Source organism: Limnobacter sp. CACIAM 66H1 (assembly GCF_001601825.1).
Lineage (GTDB): Bacteria > Pseudomonadota > Gammaproteobacteria > Burkholderiales > Burkholderiaceae_B > Limnobacter.
Map to the genome: position 1 here is coordinate 34048 of NZ_LUJK01000006.1, position 22146 is coordinate 56193.

20 protein-coding genes are annotated in these 22146 nt (G+C 53.5%); 12 read left to right on the forward strand and 8 right to left on the reverse strand.

What is annotated here, in order from left to right; translation table 11 throughout:
- The first annotated feature begins 46 nt into the window (after window positions 1–46).
- Entirely contained in the window at window positions 47–1735 is a 1689-nt protein-coding gene (locus A0129_RS02940; protein WP_291712275.1) for a cation:proton antiporter, read from the forward strand.
- A gap of 206 nt (window positions 1736–1941) precedes the next feature.
- Here A0129_RS02940 and aceA read toward each other — a convergent pair whose 3' ends face one another.
- Window positions 1942–3258, reverse strand: coding sequence for an isocitrate lyase (aceA, locus tag A0129_RS02945; protein ID WP_206018588.1), 1317 nt, complete (start codon window positions 3256–3258; stop codon window positions 1942–1944).
- 360 nt (window positions 3259–3618) lie between these two features.
- Between aceA and A0129_RS02950 the strand changes: the two genes are divergently transcribed.
- Entirely contained in the window at window positions 3619–3957 is a 339-nt protein-coding gene (locus tag A0129_RS02950) for a hypothetical protein (RefSeq protein ID WP_291712276.1), read from the forward strand.
- Window positions 3958–4073: 116 nt separating this feature from the next.
- On the opposite strand, the gene rraA is transcribed toward A0129_RS02950, so the two are convergent.
- Both rraA and A0129_RS02960 read right to left on the reverse strand, forming a co-directional pair.
- Window positions 4074–4565, reverse strand: a complete 492-nt coding sequence (gene rraA, locus A0129_RS02955; protein WP_291712278.1) for a ribonuclease E activity regulator RraA — start codon at window positions 4563–4565, stop codon at window positions 4074–4076.
- Between the two features lie 82 nt (window positions 4566–4647).
- Window positions 4648–5652: an AraC family transcriptional regulator gene (locus A0129_RS02960; protein WP_291712280.1), complete on the reverse strand. Its 1005-nt coding sequence runs from the start codon at window positions 5650–5652 to the stop codon at window positions 4648–4650.
- 124 nt (window positions 5653–5776) lie between these two features.
- Between A0129_RS02960 and A0129_RS02965 the strand changes: the two genes are divergently transcribed.
- Window positions 5777–6655, forward strand: coding sequence for a metal-dependent hydrolase (locus A0129_RS02965; RefSeq protein ID WP_291712282.1), 879 nt, complete (start codon window positions 5777–5779; stop codon window positions 6653–6655).
- Window positions 6656–7420: 765 nt separating this feature from the next.
- Here A0129_RS02965 and clpB read toward each other — a convergent pair.
- Window positions 7421–10009, reverse strand: coding sequence for an ATP-dependent chaperone ClpB (clpB, locus tag A0129_RS02970; protein WP_291712284.1), 2589 nt, complete (start codon window positions 10007–10009; stop codon window positions 7421–7423).
- Between the two features lie 97 nt (window positions 10010–10106).
- Between clpB and A0129_RS02975 the strand changes: the two genes are divergently transcribed.
- Window positions 10107–10658: a hypothetical protein gene (locus A0129_RS02975; RefSeq protein WP_275271819.1), complete on the forward strand. Its 552-nt coding sequence runs from the start codon at window positions 10107–10109 to the stop codon at window positions 10656–10658.
- Between the two features lie 16 nt (window positions 10659–10674).
- Here the strand turns inward: A0129_RS02975 and hemW are convergent, their stop codons facing one another.
- From hemW to dinB, 4 genes are read right to left on the reverse strand one after another with little or no spacing between them, the layout of a single operon-like run.
- Window positions 10675–11979: a radical SAM family heme chaperone HemW gene (gene hemW / locus A0129_RS02980; protein ID WP_291712286.1), complete on the reverse strand. Its 1305-nt coding sequence runs from the start codon at window positions 11977–11979 to the stop codon at window positions 10675–10677.
- 39 nt (window positions 11980–12018) lie between these two features.
- Complete coding sequence (rdgB, locus tag A0129_RS02985) at window positions 12019–12648, reverse strand: RdgB/HAM1 family non-canonical purine NTP pyrophosphatase (protein ID WP_291712288.1); 630 nt, start codon at window positions 12646–12648, stop codon at window positions 12019–12021.
- Window positions 12649–12671: 23 nt separating this feature from the next.
- Window positions 12672–13403, reverse strand: a complete 732-nt coding sequence (gene rph / locus A0129_RS02990) for a ribonuclease PH (RefSeq protein ID WP_291712290.1) — start codon at window positions 13401–13403, stop codon at window positions 12672–12674.
- 38 nt (window positions 13404–13441) lie between these two features.
- A complete protein-coding gene (gene dinB, locus A0129_RS02995; RefSeq protein WP_291712365.1) occupies window positions 13442–14650 on the reverse strand; it encodes a DNA polymerase IV in 1209 nt (402 codons plus the stop codon).
- 71 nt (window positions 14651–14721) lie between these two features.
- Between dinB and A0129_RS03000 the strand changes: the two genes are divergently transcribed.
- From A0129_RS03000 to A0129_RS03035, 8 genes are all read left to right on the forward strand, one after another.
- Window positions 14722–15651: a YicC/YloC family endoribonuclease gene (locus A0129_RS03000; protein WP_291712292.1), complete on the forward strand. Its 930-nt coding sequence runs from the start codon at window positions 14722–14724 to the stop codon at window positions 15649–15651.
- Between the two features lie 82 nt (window positions 15652–15733).
- Window positions 15734–16636 carry a hypothetical protein gene (locus tag A0129_RS03005; RefSeq protein ID WP_291712293.1) on the forward strand — a complete coding sequence of 301 codons (903 nt, stop codon included), beginning with the start codon at window positions 15734–15736 and terminating at the stop codon, window positions 16634–16636.
- Between the two features lie 70 nt (window positions 16637–16706).
- The gene (gmk, locus tag A0129_RS03010) at window positions 16707–17354 is read left to right on the forward strand and encodes a guanylate kinase (RefSeq protein ID WP_291712295.1); all 648 of its coding nucleotides are present in this window, start codon (window positions 16707–16709) and stop codon (window positions 17352–17354) included.
- Between the two features lie 9 nt (window positions 17355–17363).
- Window positions 17364–17570, forward strand: coding sequence for a DNA-directed RNA polymerase subunit omega (gene rpoZ, locus A0129_RS03015; protein ID WP_291712296.1), 207 nt, complete (start codon window positions 17364–17366; stop codon window positions 17568–17570).
- Window positions 17571–17685: 115 nt separating this feature from the next.
- Complete coding sequence (gene minC / locus A0129_RS03020) at window positions 17686–18495, forward strand: septum site-determining protein MinC (protein WP_291712297.1); 810 nt, start codon at window positions 17686–17688, stop codon at window positions 18493–18495.
- 10 nt (window positions 18496–18505) lie between these two features.
- Window positions 18506–19318, forward strand: a complete 813-nt coding sequence (gene minD / locus A0129_RS03025; protein ID WP_008251789.1) for a septum site-determining protein MinD — start codon at window positions 18506–18508, stop codon at window positions 19316–19318.
- Window positions 19319–19322: 4 nt separating this feature from the next.
- Window positions 19323–19577, forward strand: a complete 255-nt coding sequence (gene minE, locus A0129_RS03030; protein WP_159571646.1) for a cell division topological specificity factor MinE — start codon at window positions 19323–19325, stop codon at window positions 19575–19577.
- Window positions 19578–19636: 59 nt separating this feature from the next.
- Window positions 19637–21865: a bifunctional (p)ppGpp synthetase/guanosine-3',5'-bis(diphosphate) 3'-pyrophosphohydrolase gene (locus tag A0129_RS03035; protein WP_291712299.1), complete on the forward strand. Its 2229-nt coding sequence runs from the start codon at window positions 19637–19639 to the stop codon at window positions 21863–21865.
- Window positions 21866–22146 lie beyond the last annotated feature (281 nt).

Consider the following 22146-nt stretch of genomic DNA (forward strand, 5'->3'; position numbering starts at 1 on the left):
TACGCACTTGCTATCATTAGAACAATACCATTTGGAATACCCCATCATGCCCCATGACGTTTCCCTGATTGCCACCTTGGCATTTGGCTTTGGCCTTGCGCTCATTTTCGGTTTTATTGCAGAAAAACTGAAGGCTCCAGCCTTGTTGGGCTATCTGGTCGCCGGATTTCTGATTGGTCCAGCCACACCTGGATTTGTCGCCGACCCCGCGCTGACCAATCAACTGGCGGAAGTCGGTGTAATGCTGCTCATGTTCGGTGTGGGTATGCACTTCTCGCTCAATGATTTGCTGGCCGTGAAGAAGATTGCCGTGCCGGGCGCCATCGTTCAAATGACAGCCGCAACTCTACTTGGCATGGGAGTGGCCTATTTCTGGGATTGGCCCATGGGCCAGAGCCTGGTGTTTGGCCTTGCATTGTCAGTGGCCAGCACCGTGGTATTGCTGAAGGCACTGGAAGCCCGCGGCATGTTGACCAGTGCAAACGGTCAAATTGCGGTGGGTTGGCTGGTGGTTGAAGACCTGGCCATGGTACTGATTCTGGTTTTGCTTCCGCCACTGGCAGGTTTGTTGAAAGGCGGAACCCTGGATCCAGAGACCAATCTGGTCTTCGACATTGGTTTCACTCTGGTGAAGGTGGCGCTTTTTATGGGCTTGATGCTGGTGGTGGGCAAGCGGGTGATTCCCTGGATGCTTTGGCACATTGCGAAAACGGGTTCCCGTGAATTGTTCACACTCTCAGTCATTGCAATGGCCATCAGTCTCGCTTTCGTTGCCGCAGGGCTGTTCGATGTGTCCTTCGCACTTGGCGCCTTCTTCGCAGGCATGGTGATGCGGGAATCAGAACTGAGCCACCGCGCAGCCGAGGAGTCCCTGCCCTTGCGGGATGCCTTCGCCGTTCTGTTTTTTGTTTCTGTAGGCATGTTGTTTCAACTTGACGTCATCCTCGAATACCCACTTCGCGTGCTCGCCGTGGTGGCAATTATTGTGTTGGGCAAATCGCTGGCCGCCGGGGTGCTGGTATTGATGTTCAAGTACCCCTTGAAAAGCGCCTTGATAATTGCGGCCAGCCTTGCTCAAATCGGTGAATTCTCTTTCATCTTGATTGGGCTGGGGTTGTATCTCGGTCTTGTAGATCTTCAGGTACAAAGCCTTGTTGTATCGGGCGCAATTTTATCGATTGCCCTGAACCCCGTGGTGTTCTCTTTGATCCCAAAATTGAATGACGGAATGGTGAGACGGTTTCAATGGGTACGCAATTTGAATGCGCGCAGCCACACCATGGAAGAACTCCCTCAACAAACCGATGGCAAATACCTCGGCAAACACGTTGTGCTGGTAGGTCACACGGAGCTCAGTAAAAAAATTGCCAAGTCACTGAAGAAAAAAAATGTACCCATGGTCATTGTGGACACCAGCCGTGAAGTGGTGGCCAAACTGAGAAAGAATGGACAGGCTGCCGTGTCTGGCGAATATGCAGATCCGGTGACTTTGGTTCAAGCGCACACCACCAACGCCAATAGCCTGATCATCGCCACAGGCGATACTCCGGGGCTGACCCAGATGATTGAGAACGCCAAAATGCTGAACCCAGCGATTCAAGTGTTTGTTCAGGCGTACTCGAAGGAGGAAAAGCAAATGCTCGACGCGCTGCCCGATGTGCATGTTTACCGATGGGAAGACACTTTGAGCGACGCCATTGTTCATGACCTGATCAAGGCCAGACAGACAGCTTGAGTGGCACCAAATAAAAAGCCCGGCAAGTTTCTTACCGGGCTTCAGCACTCGCTGTTGAGCCTTTTGTAAAGGCTCAGCAAGGGGAAAAATACTCTTGAATTGATTTTTTGAGCTTGTCTCCTCTCCCCCTCCGTCGGTCAATCTATCCACCCCTCCTGGGGTGGGAGACTGCCAAGATTGCCGACAAATTCAGTTCAACCAGCGGATCAGTGGAACTGTTCTTCTTCTGTAGAACCTGTCAAGGCTGTTACTGAAGAAGCGCCACCCTGGATCACAGTAGTTACATCGTCGAAGTAACCTGCGCCCACTTCCTGCTGGTGAGATACAAAAGTATAACCTTTTTCACGTGCTGCGAACTCAGGTTCTTGAACCATGTTCACATAGTGCTTCATGCCTTCGCCACGAGCGTATGCGTGGGCAAACTGGAATGTGTTGTACCAGTTGACGTGGATACCAGCCAAAGTGATGAACTGGTACTTGTAGCCCAGTGCGCTCAGTTCTTCCTGGAAGGAAGCGATCTGGCTGTCGTTCAGGTTTTTCTTCCAGTTGAAAGAGGGTGAGCAGTTGTAGCTCAACAGCTTGCCTGGATTCTTTTCCAGAACGGCCTGCGCGAATTCACGGGCAAAACCGATGTCAGGTGTACCTGTTTCACACCATACCAGGTCAGCATAAGGCGCGTAGGCGATACCGCGGGAAATGGCTTGTTCCAGACCGTTCTTCACACGGTAGAAACCTTCGGCAGTGCGCTCACCAGTCAGGAATGGCTTGTCGTTCTCATCGAAATCAGAAGTCAGCAGGTTGGCGGCTTCAGCGTCGGTACGGGCCAGAACGATGGATGGAACACCCATTACGTCGGCAGCCAAACGTGCAGCGATCAACTTTTGAATGGCTTCAGCGGTTGGAACCAGCACCTTGCCACCCATGTGACCACACTTCTTTACAGCAGCCAATTGGTCTTCGAAGTGAACACCGGCGGCGCCAGAGGCGATCATGTTCTTCATCAGTTCATAGGCGTTCAAAACACCACCGAAACCAGCTTCACCGTCGGCAACGATTGGCAGGAAGTAATCGATTGCGTCTTCGGCCTTCATCTTGCCGTCGCAAATGTTCTTCCACTGAATTTCGTCAGCGCGCTGGAATGTGTTGTTGATACGACGAACCATTTTTGGCACTGAGTCATAGGCGTACAGTGACTGGTCGGGGTACATTGTTTCGGAGCTGTTGCCGTCGGCAGCAACTTGCCAGCCTGACAGGTAAACAGCTTCCAAACCAGCTTTGGCTTGCTGCATGGCCTGACCAGCAGTGATTGCGCCGAAAGCGTTTACGTAGCCCTTCTTGGCGCCACCGTTCACTTTTTCCCACAGCTTTTCAGCGCCGCGCTTGGCCAGTGTGTACTCTGGCTGAACTGAACCACGCAGACGTACCACGTCTTCGGCCTTGTAGCCGCGCTTTACCAGCTTCCAGCGTGGGTTGGTTTCCCAGTCTTTGTTGAGTTCTTGAACCTGTTGGTCAAAAGATTTCATAGTGATGTCCTCAGAAGGCAATAGAGAAAAAAGAAAACGGTTCGCTTGATGGCCTACTTGCGGTGCCCTGCGGGTGCAGCTACGCGGGTATCACTTGGGCAAGTGGTGTCGATCAGGTGATGAGCCGTATCTTACAGATCATTTCGCAGAGCAACAAGAGTTATATCTTATACAAGACTTTTTTTCGTATCGTTTAAAATCAAATACTTATCTGAAATTAATCACGATATGAAATACTTTTTCTCTAAATGAAAAAGAGTGAACACTCTAAATCATGCGGCGCAACCTTCTAAAAATGGTTCGTGTGAACATTTTGATCTTGCCGGACCACTCAACAAAAAATATCCAACAGACATTCACATGACTCGCTTGCTAGCCACCCACATGATTGGTCAAAACCAATATGGTTTACTTTCCCCGGCTTCGAACCAAAGCGATTCCACTCGGATTGGCACGACAGGGTGCGCGCTTTGCGTGGGCCTGGCTTTGTGGCGCGAGTCCGATGGCAAGGCCTTGGTGGCTCACATACAACCGGATCAATTGCACAAGATTAAAGAATCAGTTGATCGAATTTATCAATTGATTCCGAATCCTGGTAAATTTTTGTGCGTGACGGCTGGCGCGGACAAAAGCACCAATGAAATTGTCGACTCGCTGGTAAAAACTTATGGCAGGCTGCCCATCGTGAAACAAGGGTAAGATGAAATATCAATCGTTTCTGACACCGGCGCAATAAAGGTGAGTCGAACTTCGTTGATTCAAACCGATGAAACAAGGCCACCGAATTTTTTAACCGGCGACCTGTCCTGAAACAATCAGATCAAGGCTGTTTCTGAAATCAAAACACCATCCTCGTCCGCATACACCCAATTGCCAGGGCGCACAGTGGTGAAACTCAAGGCCACTTCGATGTTCTCGTGACCCGTGCCTCGCTTCTGGCTTTTCATGGGATGCGCGGCCAGTGCACGAATTCCCACATTGCATTCATCCAATTCGAGGGTGTCGCGCACGCAGCCGTACACCACAATACCTGCCCAGTTGTTTTTTTCAGCCAACATGCCAAGGTTGCCGCCCACCAAGGCGCAACGCATGCTGCCACCACCATCAACCACCAGCACCTTGCCTTGTCCGTCCTTTTCGAGGGCGCTGCGCACCAAGGAATTGTCTTCAAATACTTTCAATGTGTGGGCTTGCCCCATAAAACTGCTTTTCATGCCCCAACTTTGAAACATCGGCTCGACAACACGCAAAGTGCCCGCGCCAATTTTGTCTTCGTTGGCATCGCATAGGTCCGTGGTAGGGGTCATAAAGCTCTCCGAAAATTTAATGAATCAATTCAAAGCCAAAATTTAAGCATGAAATTCAGGCATGGAACATGACCATCCGGTTTCACTGCTGATTTCTGAATTCCCGCGGAGAGACCCCCTGCCATTTCAAGAATGCACTGGTGAAGCTTCGACGATCGGAATAACCCAGATTCGCTGCAATCGTTTCAATGTCGAGTACCGAGCCTTTCAGCATCTCGCAGGCCAGTTCGTGGCGAACAGCCCCCAGAATTTCAGCATACGACTTGCCCTCGCTTTTCAGCCTTCGCTGCAAGGTACGCGGGTGAATATGCAGCACATCGGCTATCACCTGTATTGGCTCACTCAACATACTCAAACGCGACCTCAACAAACGCTTGATTTGTTTTTCAAGGGTTTGCTCTTCAACATCCGGTAACAAGCGGTTCAAAATCACAGCCTGCGCCTTGTGATGTGCTGAAGGAATACCCCCAGGCAAGGGCAAATCCAGTGCAGACGAATCCACCACCAAGCGATTGTGGGCCTGCTTGAACAGCACCGTGGTCTTGAGCACCTCCAGATAGGCCGACTCCTGGGTCAATGGCGCATGGCGAAATTCGATGCGCTTGATCAGGTGTGAGCCAGGACTGAGAAGATGGATAAACTTCAAAACAGCAGACATGGCCGCCTCGACAAATCCTGGCAGGTCTTCGTTTACGCCTTCCGGATCGGGCACCCTGATCTCTAACGCCGCTTCGCTACCCAAATTGAGCGTTGTAAAATGCAAATTCGGATGAAGCAGCTTGGGGGACCAGTCCAATACTCTCATGGCCTCTTGAGGAGTAGACGCACTGGTCACAAAAGTGGCCAACTCGGGCAAACCATCGAAGTTGAAAGAATCACCAAACACCAGCGGAAAGTGTTGGCTTGGTTTGCGTGCCTCAACTGCGGAGAACAAAGAACTAAAGCACGACAAAGACATGCGCCGACGAGGGTCCCCGGTCATGTCAATTTCCAGTTTCAGCTCCTGCATCACACTGTTCAAATCAATGTCGCAGCGCCGTGCAGCATTGGCAAGGCTTGCAAGCATTTGAAAATTGATGGTTTCCACCAAACCTCCTGTGACGCGAACGATTAAACCTGTCGCGAATTCTTCCCTTTTTGTCATTTCAAATCATATCGTGTGTTGTGGTGATTCGGTAATCTTTATTCACACAATGCAGCAGGAGGCAGTCATGACAACAACATCGTTCAAAGAAGACATCGTAGTCCGGAAAGATCTGGATTTTGGAATCACTGACAAGGACATCCCCCGCTATTGGATGGATGGAGACGCGTTCAAAACCCGCGTGATTGATGGTGTTCAAATGAGTTTTCCGGACGGCGAGCGTTATTTCATCTCGAGCGTTCGCAATTTCAAAGACAAAATCACCGATCCTGAGTTGTTGAAAGCAGTGAAAGACTTTTCCTTTCAGGAAGGTCAACATGGCAAGGTTCACACCGACTACAACAGGCGCCTGAAAGAGCAAGGTGTGCCAGTGGACAAAATGTTGCATGTGATTACGAAGATCATGAACCGCCGTTTGCAGGTTCTGTCACCAGAGTACAACCTGGCCATGACCGCAGCGCTGGAGCATTTCACAGCCATGATGGCCGAGATGTTTTTTGCCCGCAAGGAAGTGATGGCCGGCGCAGATCATCGGGTTCGTGCCATGTTGGCGTGGCATGCCATTGAAGAAATGGAACACAAGGCTGTGGCATTTGATGTCATGCAGAAAGTGGCCAAAGTAGGTTATTTCAAGCGAAGCCTTGCCATGGCCCACGCCATGTTCAACTTCACCTTACACACGCTGGTATTCACCTGGATTATTCTGGGCACCGATGGTTTCAAGGGCTGGACACGGTTCAAAATGTACTCGAAAGGCCTGGTCTGGCTGTTGGGTCCAAAAGGGCTATATAGCAGCCTGCTGCCCAAATTGTTGAACTACTTCAAACCTGGGTTTCACCCTTGGCAAGACCCCACAGTCCACAACTATGGTGTGTGGCTTGAGGTGTTCAACAAGACCGGTAACCCGGTCGAGGCTGGCGAGGCAATGTACGCTGCAGCGCATTGATACGTGGGCATTGCGACGCTTGTGCATTGTTGCATCCCGCCTTGGCGGGCAAGGCGTTGGAACTCGTGTATTGTTTCCGGTGCAGGTCACGTCATCCCGCCTTGGCGGGCAAGGCGTTGGAACTCGTGTATTGTTTCCGGTGCAGGTCACGTCATCCCGCCTTGGCGGGCTTTAATCCCTTCTTGATTGCTTGCTTGGGGCATGCGAAACGCGAACGCGTCTTCGCATCGACTCCTTGCGGAGTCGCCCCTCGCCGTGCATCAAGCGGGAAGCCCACCTGAATCGGCAAGATGATCGCGACACTACACCGTGAATAAAGAACACCATCGCTCAGCGAAGCCCGCAAGTCCGCAAGTCCGCAAGTCCGCAAGTCCGCAAGTCCGCAAGTCCGCAGCAGCGTCTCGAATTCACTGGTCAACGCAAGAACCAATATTCGCGCTGGAGAAGCCTTGCCCCAGTCACTTACTCGCGACGTTCAAGACCCGCCCGCCGTTCCCTGTTTGGAATGGATTAGACGCGAAGCGGCTCCGCAAGACGCGAAGCGGCTCCGCAAGACGCGTTAGCGTTTGCGGCATCCATTCCGAACGGGATCAGAACGGCCACCGCCGCAATATTCACGTTGGGCGGGGCTGTCGAGAGAAGTGACTGGGGCAAGGCTTCTCCGGCGCAGAGTTCAGCGGCTTCGAAGAACGAAGCTACGCGGCTTCGAATAAAGAAGCCACGCGACTTCGATGAGCACAGCTATGCGATTTCAAATAGCTGCACTCAGTGAACCACCCGTTCAAAGGTGAACGCCCCTTCCTTGAAATCAACCGGCACAACATCGTTCGGCCCAAACCGGCCTTCCAGAATCATTTTTGAAACCGGGTTCTCGATGATTTGCTGAATGGCGCGCTTCAAAGGCCTTGCACCATACAAAGGATCAAAACCTGCCTTGACCACTTCGGCCAATGCCGCATCACTCACTTCCAGGCGCATGTCGCGGCTGGCCAGGCGCTGCTGCAAACGCTGCAACTGAATGCGGGCGATGTTTGCAATGTGCGCATTGTCCAAAGCGTGGAACACCACCAGCTCATCCACCCGGTTGATGAATTCCGGACGGAAGTGCTGCTTCACCTCTTCCATGACCGCGGCTTTAATCACCTCGCCATCCTGACCTGCCAAACGCTGAATTTCATGCGAACCCAGGTTGGATGTCATCACAATGACTGTATTTTTAAAGTCTACAGTGCGGCCCTGCCCATCGGTCAAACGCCCATCATCCAGCACTTGCAACAGCACGTTGAACACGTCGGGGTGAGCCTTTTCCACCTCATCCAGCAAAATTACGCTGTAAGGTTTGCGGCGCACGGCTTCGGTCAGGTAACCGCCTTCGTCGTAGCCTACATACCCTGGAGGCGCACCCACCAGCCTGCTCACACTGTGCTTCTCCATGAACTCACTCATGTCGATGCGAATCAGATGGTCTTCCGAATCAAACAGGAAGCCAGCCAGTGCCTTGCACAGCTCTGTTTTACCCACACCGGTGGGGCCCAGAAACAGGAACGAACCCAAGGGCTTGTTGGGGTCAGAGAGACCGGCACGCGAACGGCGAATGGCGTCAGACACCAAAGTAACGGCTTCGTCCTGCCCGACGACACGCAGATGCAAGGCAGCTTCCATTTGCAACAACTTGTCGCGTTCACCTTGCAGCATTTTGCTCACTGGAATGCCGGTTGCGCGGCTAACCACCTCTGCAATTTCCTCGGTGCCAACCTGGGTGCGCAACAGCCTGTTCGGCTTCTTTTCTCCACCCTCGTTGTCTTTCACATCATTCAGTTTTTTCTCCAGATCGGGCAATTTGCCGTACTGAAGTTCAGACACTTTCTGCCAATCGCCCTTGCGTTTCAACTGCTCGATTTCTGCGCGAATGTGATCAATTTCTTCCTTGATGGCCGCACTGCCCTGCACTGCGGCCTTTTCACTTTTCCAGATTTCGTCGAGGTCTGCGTACTCGCGCTCAAGTCGAACAATTTCTTCTTCGATCAAGGCCAGGCGCTTTTTAGAGGCTTCGTCTTGCTCACGCTTGACCGCTTCGCGTTCAATTTTCAGTTGAATGATCCGGCGATCCAGCTTGTCCATTTCCTCAGGCTTGGAGTCAATTTCCATCTTGATTCGGGCTGCAGCCTCATCGATCAGATCAATGGCTTTGTCAGGCAGGAAGCGATCGGTGATGTAGCGGTGGCTGAGCTCCGCAGCCGCAACAATGGCGGGGTCGGTAATGTCGACCCCGTGGTGCAACTCATAGCGCTCCTGCAGGCCACGTAAAATGGCAATGGTGCTTTCTACACTGGGTTCACCGACCAGTACTTTCTGAAAACGACGCTCAAGTGCGGCATCTTTTTCGATGTATTTGCGGTATTCATCCAGGGTGGTGGCGCCAATGCAATGCAATTCACCGCGGGCCAATGCAGGTTTTAGCATGTTGCCTGCATCAATTGCACCCTCGGCTTTGCCAGCACCCACCATGGTGTGAATTTCATCAATGAACACAATGGTTTGACCTTCATCCGCTGCGATGTCTTTCAACACCGCTTTCAAGCGTTCTTCAAACTCGCCACGGTATTTGGCACCAGCCAACAACAAAGCAATGTCCAGCACCAGCACACGCTTGTTTTTCAGGGTATCGGGTACCTCGCCATTGACGATGCGTTGGGCCAGACCTTCGACAATGGCTGTTTTTCCGACGCCTGGCTCGCCAATCAGCACAGGGTTGTTTTTGGTTCGGCGCTGCAGAATTTGAATGGCACGACGAATTTCGTCATCGCGACCGATGACGGGATCCAGCTTGCCCATCCGGGCGCGCTCGGTTAAATCAATCGTGTATTTTTTCAAAGCTTCGCGCTGGCTTTCACCCTCGGCGCTGTCGACAGCTGCGCCACCGCGCACCTGCTCAATTGCGGTGTTCAACGACTGGGCATTCAAGCCCGCCTCTTTCATGACCTTGGCCAACCCGGTGCTGTCTTGCAAACAAGCCAGCAAAAACAGTTCACTGGCAATAAACTGGTCGCCTCGCTTTTGCGCCTCTTTGTCAGTGAGGTTCAAGGCAGCTTGTAATTTGCTGCCAATCTGGATTTGACCGGCATTGTTGGCCACTTGAGGCAGGTTGTTCACCTCGGCCTCAACGCCTTTGACCAACACCTGCGGGTTACCGCCCGCCTTGCTGATGACGCCGCGAACAGACCCCTCGCCCTGCTTGAGCATGGCCAACAACACATGTGCAGGTTCAACTGTGGGGTTGTCTTTTCCCACAGCCAGGCTCTGGGCGTCGGCCAAAGCTTCCTGAAACTTGGTGGTGAGTCGATCTAAACGCATGTGTGCAAACCCTTCTTAACAATTTTGAGTCACAATACCCTTGAACCGTATGTGTGGGCGAGCGTGGTGATTTCAAGATAACGCCAACACAAATGACATGCACTATTTTTCCAAGTACGCCGCCATGCAAATCAAACAACTCCAAGTTGCTTACGCGCCCGAGCATGATCGCATTCTGATGCGAATCAATTCGGCTGAAAATCAGGAGGTACGGGTATGGCTGACGCGCCGCATGGTGCGCATGTTGATACCCAGTCTGGATGAAATGATGCAGAAGCTTCTAGCCAGCGACAGACCGCTAAACGAGGCGGGCCGGAAGGCCTTGCTCGAAATGAGTCGGGAGGTATCCCTTTACTCTGCAGATTTCAAAAGCCCGTTTCAAGACAAAAACACCACCACGCCACTGGGTGCGGACCCACTGCTGATCACCCAGATTGAGCTGCGCCCCAGTGGAGAGGCGCACAACACCGATCTGGTGTTGAAATTGGTTGCAGGCAGTGGCAAAGGGTTCGAGATGCGAATGGCCGAACAGCTGCAACACGGCTTTGCTGACTTGTTGATCAAAACCTGTGGGCAGGCTGATTGGGGTTTGCATTTCAAGAGTGTACCCAGCATCATCGAACGGCCCGAAACGCGCCACTTGAACTGAACCGGACTAAAGGCGCTTAACCGGCCAAGAACATTTCCTGAAGGTCATTCAGAAAACGAAAGCCCAATTCAGTGGGTTTGAACAGGCCAGGTTGGGTTTCGATCAAACCTTTACTCAATGCCTGTTTCAAAGGCTTTTGCAAATCGCTCAGTGGCCTGCCACAACGCTCCACGAACCAGCTTTCGGGTACCCCGTCGATCAAGCGCAAGGCATTGAGCATGAACTCGAATGGCAACTCCCTCACAGCCAGGGTGCGCACCTCCAGTGGTTGCGCCGCGCCCTCCATTTCCTCCATGTAGGCCATGGGGTTGCGGTGGCGGGTTTCCCGCTCAATGCGGTTGGGGTAACTTATTTTTGCGTGCGCCCCGGCACCCAGCCCCAAGTAGTCGCCAAACCCCCAATAATTCAGGTTGTGCTGACAGCGGTGTCCGGGTTTTGCAAAGGCCGAAATTTCGTATTGCTCAAAGCCTGCCTCCTTCGCAGCCTTGTGAACAGCCTCTTCAATGTCGATCAAGGTGTCGTCATCGGGCAGAGGCGGCGGTTTTACGGCAAACAGCGTGTTGGGCTCCAGGGTCAACTGGTACAGGCTTAAGTGCGTGCTGTTCAGCGCCACAGCCTGCGCCACATCGGCCAGTGCCTGCTCCACGTTTTGATGGGGCAAGGCATACATCAGATCAATGTTCACTTCATCGAACAAGGCCACTGCACTGCGCACTGCGGCCAGGGCCTGCCCACTGTTGTGCACCCGTCCCAAGGCCTTCAAGTGAGAATCGGAGAAACTTTGCACACCGATCGACAAGCGGTTGATGCCTGCCTCTCGAAAACCTTCAAATCGCGCTTGTTCAAAAGTACCAGGATTGGCCTCCATGGTGATTTCGCCACTTTGTGGCATGCCCAAACGTGCACGTACTGCGCCCAACAATTCATCAATCAACTCAGGCGCAAACAGGGAAGGTGTGCCGCCGCCAATGAAAATTGAGTACAACTTTCGGCCCCAGATTTTTGGCAATTGTTGGTCAAGATCGGCAATCAGGGCATTAAGGTAACGGCGTTGCAAGTCCAAGGGCAGCGACTCTGCAAAACCCTGCTCAACAGCGCTTGATGGATCAATGTCGACGCGCTGTATCTCGGACACCACCGGTACACCCACTTCACGCAGCTTGCTTTCCGGCGCCAAGTGGCTGTTGAAATCACAGTAAGGGCATTTGCGCACACACCAGGGCAGGTGAATGTAAAGTGCCAAAGGCGGCATGGCGGCAAATCGAAGTTCACTGGGCATGAAGACACGGCCCACCAGGTTGCCAGCCGTGGTCGAAGCCATGAATCCCGGCTTGCCTGATTTGTCCTCGCCCTGCTCCACTTACGCAACCGCCTTTTTCAAACCCAGCCGCTGCTGCAATTCCAGCAACAAGGCTTGAGTGGCCTGGGCACGGTGACTGAAACGGTTTTTCAATTCCTTGGGCATTTGCGCAGCCGTGCACTGATGCTCTGGCAACCAGAAGTGAGGGTCGTAACCAAAACCGTGCTCACCTTGCGGTGTATCAATGACCTCGCCCCACCACATTTTTTGAGCAATGGTGGGTGTGGGGTCGTCGGCATGGGTCACCCAAACCATGGCACACACGAAGTACGCTCGTCGGTCTTCAACACCCTTGAGCTTGTCAATCAGGCAGGCGTTGTTGTTGGCATCGCTCTTGTCTTGCCCAAACAAGGTGGCATAGCGGGCCGACAGCACGCCCGGCGCCCCCCCAATGGCCGGCACGCACAAGCCCGAGTCATCGGCCAGCGCGGGGCGGCCTGTAAGGCGGCTGGCATGGCGCGCCTTGGTCAGGGCGTTCTCCACAAAGGTATGAAAGGGCTCCTCGGCATCGGGCACACCCAGTTCACCTTGTGCAACCCAATTCACGCCCCAAGGGGCAAACAGGTCCTGAAATTCCCGCAGTTTGCCCTTGTTGCCACTGGCCAATACCCATTCGCTGTTCGCTGCCATCGCTTTGTAATCCAACTTGGTTTTTATGCCTGTAAAGCCGCTTTCTGCAGGCGAACCAGCTCAGCAATACCGGCTGCGGCAGAGTCCAGCATGCCATTCAATTCGTCCCGGCTAAAGGCATCGCCCTCGGCGGTGCCCTGCACTTCTACAAAGCCGCCTTTCTCGGTCATCACCACATTCAAGTCGGTTTCGCAGGTGGAGTCTTCGTCGTAATTCAAGTCAAGCACCACCTGCCCATTGACCACTCCCACCGACACAGCCGCTACGAACTGCTTGATCGGGTTTTCAGCCAAAGCGCCGCTGGCCACCAGTTTGCCAATTGCATCTGCCACAGCGACCATGGCGCCCGTGATCGATGCCGTGCGTGTGCCGCCATCGGCCTGGATCACATCGCAATCAATTTTCAAGGTGCGTTCACCCAGCTTGTTTAAATCGACAGCTGCGCGCAAGGCACGGCCAATCAAACGCTGAATTTCCTGCGTGCGGCCACTTTGCTTGCCCTTGGCCGCCTCACGATCCATGCGGGAATGGGTAGAACGGGGCAACATGCCGTATTCGGCAGTCAACCAACCCTGATTCTGACCCTTCAAAAAGCCCGGCACCTTGTCTTCAACACTGCAGGTGCACAACACATGGGTGTCGCCGAAACGCACCATGACTGAACCCTCGGCATGCTTGGTGTAATTGCGCTCCAGGCTGATATTGCGCAAGGTGTGGGTGCTTCGCCCGTCAGGGCGGGCTGTGGTGGCATTCATTCAAATTCTCCGGTGCGTGTTCTTTCGTAGTGCACGCATTATGGCGCATCTTCAAGGTCGAGAAACAACTGGGCTTGCCCTTTGGTTCGCCTGCTTTCCTCGGCAGCCTTTTCAAGCGCATCCTCCGCAGGGGTAATCAGATGGCTGGCTTTGATTCCCAACAGGCGGATGGTTGATCTGGCTCCTTTGTCTTCAAACGGAATTTTCTTCAGGCAAGCTCGAGCGGCTTGCAAAACCTCATCCGCTGTGCGGACGGTCAATCCAGTGGTGACATCGCGGGTCAGGGATTTGAAATCCGCGAAACGCACTTTCACGCCAATGGTTTTTGCCAGCCGCTGCTTTCGGGCCAAGTCTTGAGAAAGCTTGTCTGCAAGGTGCTCAAGTACCTGCGTCAAGTTGTCGCGTTGCCTGCGCACATGCATGTCGTTCTCGAACGTGGTTTCACGGCTGATGCTTTTCGGTTCCGAAAACAAAGTGACTTCCCGCCGGTCAATACCATGGGCGCTTTCATGCATCCAAAGCCCATAACTTTCGCCGAAACGCATCTGAAGCAAATCGACGGGTTGAGCAGCCAGCTCGGCAATGCTGTTGACACCCATGGCTTTCAGCTTTTCCTGAGCCTTGGGCCCGACACCGTTGATTTTGCCCACCGGAAGCGGCCAGATCATTTCCTGAAACTGGTCGGGGCGCACCACGCTTAGACCGTTTGGTTTTTGCAAGTCGGAGCAGATCTTGGAGGTCAACTTGTTCTCGGACAGACCCACTGAACAGGTCATGCCGCCAGTGGCCCGGGTTACTGCAGCCTTTAATCGGCGCGCCAGTTCAATGGCTGCCTCATAATCCCCCCCGGTTTCCCCGGTCAAATCAATGTAGATTTCATCGATACCGCGATCTTCAACGTTGGGTGCCAATTCCCGCACGGCGGTCTTGAACTGCCTTGACAGGGTTTTGTACCAGTCGAAATCGGCGGGCAACAACACCGCGTGAGGCGCCAGTTTTGCTGCTTTCATGGTGGGCATGGCCGAATGCAAACCCAGTGCACGGGCTTCGTAGTTGGCGGTGGTTAACACACCCCTGCCCTGGTACTGTGCCAAGGTCGGGAATTGCTGCCCGGGCAGCGGCTGCATGCCTCGGCGCCCCCCAACAGCCACGGGCAAACCCCGCAAAGCCGGGTTGCGCACCAATTCGGCATTGGCGTAGAAGGCGTCCATGTCCAAATGGGCAATGATTCGACCCGACAAAAACACCCCCGAATAAAACAAGCACCAGCCCAGAGTTTACAATCCATGCACCACCGACACACACGCACAGGCCGCAAATGAGCAAGGACAGCAAAAACACCGCCGCAGTACACAGCATGACAGGCTTTGCCAATACACAAAGCACGACCCGTGCTGGCACCCTGAGCATGGAGTTGCGCAGCGTGAATTCCCGTTTTCTGGACCTGAACTTCCGCATGGCCGATGACCTGCGCATGGTGGAACCACTGATCCGCGAAAAACTGATGAATGCGCTGAGCCGTGGGAAGGTGGAATGCCGGATTTCCTGGGGACGTGCAGAGGGTGAAAAACGGATTCCGAAGGTTGATCTGGAACAAGTCAAACAATTGGCTACGCTTGAGGCCAGCATTCAAGGTGCCTTGCCCAAGGCCAACGGCTTTCGCATTACCGAGGTGCTGAACTGGCCCGGTGTGGTCGAAGACAACAGTCTGAGCGGCGAAGAGTTGCAAGAAACCATTTCAACCTTGTGCGACCAGGCCATTGAAACCTTAAAGCAAAGCCGCGAACGTGAGGGTGCTGGCCTTGCAGCGGTGCTTCTGGAAAAAATCGATGGAATGGAGGCGATTGTGAACAGCCTGCTGCCGATGTTGCCCCAATTTTTGGCCCACTATGAAGGCAAGATTCGGGAACGCATGACCGAGGCCTTTGACAAAATCATTTCGGACAAAGCAAGCCACTTGACCGTGGAAGACCTTGAAGAACGCATCAAACACGAGGTGGCCCTGCACAGCGTACGCATTGATGTGAAAGAGGAAGTTGAGCGACTCCAAACGCACTTCACTGAGGTTCGCCGTATTCTGAAAAAAGGCGGGGTGATTGGCAAACGGCTGGATTTTGTAACCCAGGAATTGAACCGCGAGGCCAACACTTTGGGCAGCAAAGCACACGCGATTGCGCAAACCCAGGCCAGCATTGATTTGAAAGTGTTGGTGGAGCAGTTTCGCGAGCAGGTCCAGAACATCGAATAAACTTCGGCATTTGCAATTGAACTGAACCAATCTGAATACTTGGGCACCCAATCGAACTTTCGTTTGTTCGAGACCTTGCCCGATGACCACGCCTATCTCTTTTCTCAATCAACTACTGAAGCACGTGTTACCCCACGCAGCCACAGACCCGCGCCTTGCCGGTCTGCTTTTGGTCGCCAAAGGGCAGCAGCGAGCGGCACAAGCCTTGTTGTGCCACCCCACATTGCGGCAACAACGCAGTGAACTCGCCCAATATCGGGTTGGACCGGAAAAACTGGCTGATATGGACCTGATCAAAAGCGGCCGCCTGGAAATCGGCAATTCCAGCCAGGGGGAAATTCCAAAAGTCAAAGTGGGTGAGCGATACAAGTTCGAAAACGAGCTGTCCCTTCAGGAAAGGATTGAAGTGCTGTCAGCACCTCAAACCATGCCCAATGTCAATAAGCAGGGGCCACAGCCCCTGCCGGTTACCGCAGCAGAACGGTGCGTGCTTCGGGATTACATTGCAACGGATGGATACTCGCAACGCATGAACGAATTTTTGCGTGGGGAGTTTAAGGGCGCACCACAGCAGCACTCGGATCTGCGAGAGCGCAGCCTGATATTGATCAGCTTTTTGAATGCCCTGCCTGTGCAATCAGCCCAGGCCCAACACAACCTGAATCGCAACTCTCCGATGTTTCTGGCGATGCTGGACGCGGCAAAAACGGGTAAACCTTTCGTTCCCGACTATTTCTTGAGCATGCGCAAGTGCGACGAGCCATCCGCCGCCATGGTTTCGAGCCTTTTTGGTACGGTCAGCTGCGTGATTGAAACTGAGCTGGCCAAAGATGTGTCCGTGTCGAATGCCCTACTGCCCAATGAACGGGAATTAATCGCCGCGCCCATTTCAAGTTATCAAGTGAACAAAGGCAGTGGCTTCGGCGATGAAACCTCTACAAAACCGTGGTTTGTTCTGACAGAGCATTCCAAGCACTCTGAATAAACATGCGGCATGGCGAGTCCACAGGAAATCCCATAGAATCACGGCTTATTGATCCTTGTTCGAGCGCTTCATGACCGCCTTGGCCCAACCCCAGCACACGCCACAGTATTCTGGCAGCCTGTTTATTGTCAGCGCACCTTCAGGCGCTGGCAAATCCTCGCTGGTGAAAGCGCTTTTGGCCGAGGTTCAGGGCATTGGTCTTTCCATCTCCAATACCACTCGAAAGGCGCGCCCTGGCGAGGTTGATGGCAAAGACTATCATTTCATCTCCCAGCCCGAGTTCGAAGCCATCCGAGACCAAGACGGCTTTCTGGAATGGGCCCATGTGCACGGCAACTACTACGGCACATCGCGTTCATGGGTGGAAGGGCAAATGGCAATTGACCGCGACGTACTTCTGGAAATTGACTGGCAAGGCGCCGAGCAAGTGGTGCGCAAGGTAGAAAACGTCGTGTCGATCTTCATTCTTCCGCCAAGCATCGAAGAACTCGAAAAAAGACTGCGCGGACGCGGCACAGACAGTGAAGAGGTAATTTTGAAGAGAATGGGTGCTGCACAACTCGAGATCGAGCAGGCGAGACGCTTTGATTATGTTATCCTTAATGATGATTTCACACAGGCTCTTTTGGAGCTGAAATCGATCGTCTTCGCATCCCGTTGCCGTTTCAACCAGCAAATGGCGCGCCACGGGGCGCAACTCAAAAGTATTGGACTGTAAGGACACCAGATGGCCCGCATCACCGTTGAAGATTGCTTGAAAAAGATCCCTAACCGTTTCGACATGGCCCTGTGCGCCACTTACCGCGCCCGCATGCTGGCCCAAGGCCACACACCAAAGGTTAAAGCAGACAAAGACAAGCCCACGGTAACCGCGCTGCGAGAAATCGCCGCTGGGGAAATCGGCACTGAAATGCTGAAACGCGTGCCCATCTAATCCGGGCGATTGCGAATTCACCAAAGCCCGAGTCCGGCATACGGCTCGGGCTTTGTTCGTAAAATTGACCGAAAACAAGCTGGCTGAAACTCAGAATTTCCGGACCTCGATCACCTTGAACAAACCCTCCTCAGCACCGCTGGACATCAAATTTGCCAAAATCAAGGCGGTAACATTCGCCCTGCGCCCTGCACCGCTTCAGGAAAGCCTTGATGCCTTGAAAAAACGCCTGGGGCCAACACCCGGTGTGTACTCCGCTGAACCTGCAGTTCTCGATTTCTCTGGCTGGAGCGAAGCCGAACTCGTTGAACATGGCATTGAGTTAAAAGCCTACGCAGAATTGCTTCAAGCCGCAGGCGTTCTGCTGGTGGAGACACGAGGGCACGGCACCGCCTTGGAATCCCAGGCAGAGGAATTGGGCATTCGTTTCGAGACCGGCCAGGCCGATCAGGCTGAACCTGAACAAGAGCCGCTGCCAGTGCAAGCCGATGCCCCAAGCGCAGCGGCAAAACCCGACACTGAACCCGGGCTCATTCAGGCGAATCACCCCGCAGTGCCCAATTTTGACAATGCCCGCCGAACCATGGTGATCGACCAATCCGTCCGCAGCGGTCAAAAAATTTATGCCCAGGGGGCAGACCTGATCGTCATGGGGCAGGTGTCGGCTGGTGCTGAAGTCATCGCCGATGGCAATGTGCACGTTTACGGAGTGTTGCGCGGCCGCGCCTTGGCCGGTGCAGCGGGCGACAATCAAGCCAGAATTATCTCCACCTGTTTTGAAGCAGAATTGGTGGCCGTGGCTGGTTACTATTTGACATTCGAGGGCGGTTTTCCCGAGGAGAACCGTTCCAAACCTACATTAATTCATCTTGACCATGGCACTGAGCCGGCAGCATTGCGACTCAAAGCCATCAACATCCGCTAGGAGACCATTTGTGAGTCGAGTCATTGTTGTTACATCCGGTAAGGGTGGCGTTGGTAAAACAACCACCAGCGCAAGTTTTTCCGCAGGCCTGGCCTTGCGTGGTTTTAAAACAGTGGTAATCGACTTTGACGTGGGTTTGCGAAACCTTGACCTGATCATGGGTTGCGAGCGCCGGGTGGTCTATGACCTGGTCAACGTGATTAACGGTGAAGCAAGCCTTCAGCAAACTTTGATCAAAGACAAGCACTGCCCCATGCTGTCAATTCTTCCAGCCTCTCAGACACGCGACAAAGACGCCTTGACCGAGGAAGGTGTGGAAAAAGTGATCAAAGACCTGATCGAAATGGGATTTGAATACATTGTGTGCGACAGCCCTGCTGGCATTGAGCGTGGCGCCGTGATGGCCCTGACCTTTGCCGACGAGGCCATTGTGGTGACTAACCCGGAAGTGTCTTCCGTTCGGGATTCAGACCGCATCATTGGCATTTTGCAAGCCAAGAGCAAACGCGCCAAGGAGGGCGGTGAGCCGGTGAAAGAACACCTGCTGATTACACGATACTCCGCCAAGCGCGCCGCTGATGGGGAAATGCTGAGCTACACCGACGTGGCCGACCTGCTTCGCGTGCCTTTGCTCGGTGTGATCCCTGAAAGCGAAACTGTATTGCAGGCCTCAAACCAGGGCATGCCGGTGATTCACGCCGAAGAAAATGATGCCGCCTTGGCCTACCAAGACTGTATCTCACGTTTCCTGGGCGAAACCAAACCACTGCGTTTTGTAGACTATGAAAAGCCAAGTCTGCTCAAGCGCCTGTTCGGAGGCTAAGACCATGTCACTACTGAGCATGCTGTTTGGCGAAAAGAAAAAATCGGCCAATGTTGCAAAAGAACGACTGTCTTTGATCATTGCACGCGAGCGTGTAGACCAGGACGGCCCCGACTTTTTGCCCCAAATGCGGGACGAATTGATGCAAGTGATCGCCAAATACGTCAAGATTGACCAAGAAGACGTGAAGTTTAACCTTCAAAAACAAGGCAATATGGAGATGTTGGAAGTCAATATCGTCTTGCCGGACCAGAAGTAAGACTGCACAATAGAAGATCGTAGTTTTAGTTGTAACAGTGGTACAAAATGCGGGGGGCAATGCAAGCCAGAGAACTTCAACCTGAGCCAAACCGACCCGATGTGGTCTCTATCGCACAGCTTATTGGACTAGCCTCGACATATTTGCCAGAGGCTGAGATCCGGCGCGTTCGCGAGGCTTACAAGTTTTCTGACGTTGCGCACTTGGGGCAGTTTCGTGCAACGGGTGAACCCTACGTGACCCATCCCATTGCGGTGGCCGAGCTTTGTGCCAGTTGGCGCCTGGACAGCCAAGCCATTCAAGCCGCCCTGCTTCATGATGTGATGGAGGACTCGGGCACCACCAAGGAGGACCTGATTGAGCGCTTCGGCGGATCAGTGGCTGATTTGGTTGATGGGCTTTCAAAACTCGACAAAATGGAGTTTTCTTCCCGGGAAGAAGCTCAGGCCGAAAACTTCCGCAAAATGCTGTTGGCCATGGCCCGAGACTTGCGGGTCATTCTGGTGAAGTTGGCAGACCGTTTGCACAATATGCGAACGCTCGACATCATGAGTCCCGCCAAAAAACGCCGCATTGCTCTAGAAACCCTCGAAATTTATGCTCCCATCGCCCATCGACTGGGCTTGAATGAAATTTTCCGCGAACTGCAAGAACTCAGCTTCCAGCATGCTTACCCCATGCGCTATGAGGTGCTGAAGAAAGCGGTGTTGGCAGCACGGGGCAACCGTCGTGAAGTGGTGGGCAAAATTCTGGAAGCTGTGGAGAAATGCCTGAGCGACGCCAACATTGAATGCCAGGTGTATGGCCGGGAAAAGGCCTTGTACGGTATTTACCGCAAAATGATTGAAAAACGCCTGAGCTTTTCCCAGGTGCTGGATGTGTACGGTTTCCGCGTTGTGGTGAAAGACATGCCTGGTTGTTACATGGCCATGGGCATGTTGCACCAACTGTTCAAGCCGGTACCGGGCAAGTTCAAGGACTACATCGCCATTCCAAAACTGAACGGCTACCAAAGCCTGCACACCACCTTGCTGGGTCCATACGGTACACCGGTCGAATTTCAAATTCGCACTGAAGAAATGCACCAGGTGGCGGAAAAAGGTGTGGCCTCACATTGGCTGTACAAAGGCGAAGGTGAGGCACTCAATACCATTCAAACGCAAACCCACCGCCTGTTACAAAGCCTGCTTGACATTCAAAACCAGACCGGCGATTCGGCCGAGTTTCTGGAACACATCAAGGTAGACCTGTTCCCGGACGCCGTATATGTATTCACCCCGAACGGCAAGATCATGAGCCTGCCGAGGGGTGCAACGGTGGTCGACTTTGCCTACGCAGTACACACCGATGTGGGCAACCATTGCGTGGCTGCACGCGTGAACCAGGTGATTGAGCCATTGCGTACCATTCTGAAGAGTGGTGATGTGGTCGAAATTATTACCGCGCCTCACAGCCGTCCCAATCCGGTCTGGCTGGGTTTTGTGCGTTCAGGCAAAGCGCGCTCCGAGATTCGGCACTATTTGAAGTCGATGAACCTTGAGGAAACCGTGCGCCTGGGAAGCCGGTTGTTGGAGCAGGCGCTTGAGGCAGACCAAATCAAATTGGATAACCTGAGCAATGAGGTTTGGGACCGCTTGCTGAAGGATTCACAAGTCAGCACCCGTGACGAGTTGCTGGCTGATATTGGCGCGGGTCGGCGTGTGGCACCGGTGGTGGCTCGCCGAGTACTCATTGCTTTGGGAAGAGCCGACGCCAGAGTGGACGCGCCTTCGGGCAACCAGGGGGAGGCCCGTGCACCCATCATGATTCACGGTGGCGAAGGCATGTCGGTTCAACGCGCGCCCTGCTGCCTGCCCATTCCCGGTGACAATATTATTGGCTATGTGCGCAAGGGCTCAGGCTTGATCATTCACACCGATGAATGCGAAACAGCCCGCAAACAGATTCGCAAGGAACCGGAGCGCTGGACCGATGTTCAATGGTCACCCGAAATTACCCGCCCATTTGATGTAAATGTAGATTTGCAGGCGGTGAACGAGAAAGGCGCACTGGCCACGATCGCGGCCACTTTGTCAGACGCAGGTGCCAACATCACCAACCTGACGATGAGTGATGAAACGGCCTACCGCAAATTGCTGCATTTCACCATTCAGGTGACTGACCGTGTGCACTTGGCGCGCATTTTGATGGCCTTGCGCAGGCTTGAATACGTGGAGCGTGTGACCCGTGTGAAGGGCCGGGCTTTTGCAAAGGTGCGTTTGCCCGTGGCAGACACGGCGACACACTAATCGGCTTGGGTTCCGATCTCTTGTCGTTCTTGATCGCCCACTCGGCTTGGGTTCCGCTCTCTCGCCAGAAAACCTGTATTTCCCTTTTTGATATTCACCCTGACTCACCTCGCTCGGCAAAAAGGCGGGCCGAGTCTCGGTGCCGGCCCATGGCCGACCGTGGCGGGTGAATTCAAACGGGCAGGTTTTCTTGAAGGCGAGGCGATCGAAACACCGCCGCCGATTGGGCACCAAACACAGCTGCGAGTTACGTGGTGGTGGCGAAGCGCCGTGCGGGACTG